The organism is Pseudoalteromonas atlantica (genome assembly GCA_007988745.1).
In the GTDB taxonomy this organism is placed as follows: domain Bacteria; phylum Pseudomonadota; class Gammaproteobacteria; order Enterobacterales; family Alteromonadaceae; genus Pseudoalteromonas; species Pseudoalteromonas atlantica.
Genome location: BJUT01000119.1, coordinates 1 through 1,231, shown reverse-complemented (window position 1 = coordinate 1,231; position 1,231 = coordinate 1). Strand labels below are relative to the sequence as shown.

Annotated in this window: 3 protein-coding genes; all 3 read right to left on the bottom strand. The window is 38.3% G+C overall.

Annotated elements, in window-relative coordinates; genetic code table 11:
- Nucleotides 1-111 precede the first annotated feature (111 nt).
- A complete protein-coding gene (locus tag PAT01_RS20335; RefSeq protein WP_076916053.1) occupies nucleotides 112-327 on the bottom strand; it encodes a GDCCVxC domain-containing (seleno)protein in 216 nt (71 codons plus the stop codon).
- Nucleotides 315-704 carry an organomercurial transporter MerC gene (gene merC / locus PAT01_RS19950; RefSeq protein ID WP_154946063.1) on the bottom strand — a complete coding sequence of 130 codons (390 nt, stop codon included), beginning with the start codon at nucleotides 702-704 and terminating at the stop codon, nucleotides 315-317. The genes PAT01_RS20335 and merC overlap by 13 nt, the downstream gene beginning before the upstream one ends.
- Nucleotides 705-769: 65 nt before the next feature.
- On the bottom strand, nucleotides 770-1,147 hold the full coding sequence (locus PAT01_RS19945; RefSeq protein ID WP_010557530.1) for a MerR family transcriptional regulator: 378 nt from the start codon (nucleotides 1,145-1,147) through the stop codon (nucleotides 770-772).
- Between the last annotated feature and the right edge of the window lie 84 nt (nucleotides 1,148-1,231).

The window sequence follows — 1,231 nt, the reverse complement described above, 5'->3', positions numbered from 1 at the left end:
TGTGCCAAAAGCAGCCCTTGAGTGACTTAGTGATAAAGGCTGCAATGATACGATTGCTGACATTTCACTATTTCTTTTTATGCCTTCTCATTGCCATTAATAGACTGTCATTTAGCTATCGCAACAACTTTGACCTTCTTGAATTGGCGGGCATTTCACTGTTCCATAAGAGCAATATACGCAACAATCGCCTTTCAAAGGCTTTAGGAGAACTTTGCAAGATTCACATTCATAATACCACTGGCAAGCGTTGGTTGGCATTTCTTCAGTTTTACTGAAGCCACACTCAGGGCAAGTAATGGTAGAATTTAACTCTATACTTTGCATGTTTGCTCCTTCAAAGGTTTAAAAATGTCTAATACGGACATTACAATCATCAAACAAATACCTACATAAAACAAATAAGTGCTCCATTCGTATTGCCATAGTGGATAGAGGGTTAACAAAACCGCTATAGGGCCAATAACCCCAAGAATACCTCTCGCATGATTTTGGTTTTTATACCAGTTATACAAATTTACCAACAATGCCAGAGTTGCAAATATAGGTAACAAGGTATTTACAGCAATTCCCTCAAAGTGAGAGAGAAAGCCTAATCCTAATGCTGATGCTAACGAGCCGAGTGCGGGGAAGCACCCCGTACAACTAAGAGCCGCAAGCCAAACACCACCTGAGCTAACTTTATCTAAAATCTTATTAATCATTTTTAACGTCTAACATTATTTGAATGATTTGAGTATGAACTCCGTAGGTAGGTACGGAGTCAATACTATTTTAGCGAATCGATTATTGGGCAGTGGGATTGATCGTTATTGTTGCGGCATGAATTAGTCATTTCTTTTATGACGACTTCTAAGCGTTGAAGGTCAGCTATCTTATTTTGAATTACGTTCAATTTCAGCAAGCCTAGGGATTCTACTTTGGCACAATCGCCATCCATTGACATCAATGAAGCCACTTCTTTTAGAGTAAAGCCAAGTGCTTTGGCCTTACAGATGAATTGTAATTGTTTGGTGATTGAGTCGTCATAGACACGATAACCATTTTGAGGTTTTTGAGGCTGTTTTATCAAGCCTTCCCGCTCATAAAACCGTATAGTTTCTACGCCTATATCAAGTTCTTTAGCCAACTTGCCTATTGTTTTCATCGTCCAACCATAAAATCAACTTTAATCATGACATTAGTATATCAATACGAAGTAAAATTGCTCGAACTACAATGACTGGTTTTC

Bases quoted from the DNA above. Each gene is read 5' to 3' on its own strand.
- PAT01_RS20335 (WP_076916053.1), bottom strand. From the start codon at position 327: ATGCAAAGTATAGAGTTAAATTCTACCATTACTTGCCCTGAGTGTGGC.
- merC (WP_154946063.1), bottom strand. From the start codon at position 704: ATGATTAATAAGATTTTAGATAAAGTTAGCTCAGGTGGTGTTTGGCTT.
- PAT01_RS19945 (WP_010557530.1), bottom strand. From the start codon at position 1,147: ATGAAAACAATAGGCAAGTTGGCTAAAGAACTTGATATAGGCGTAGAA.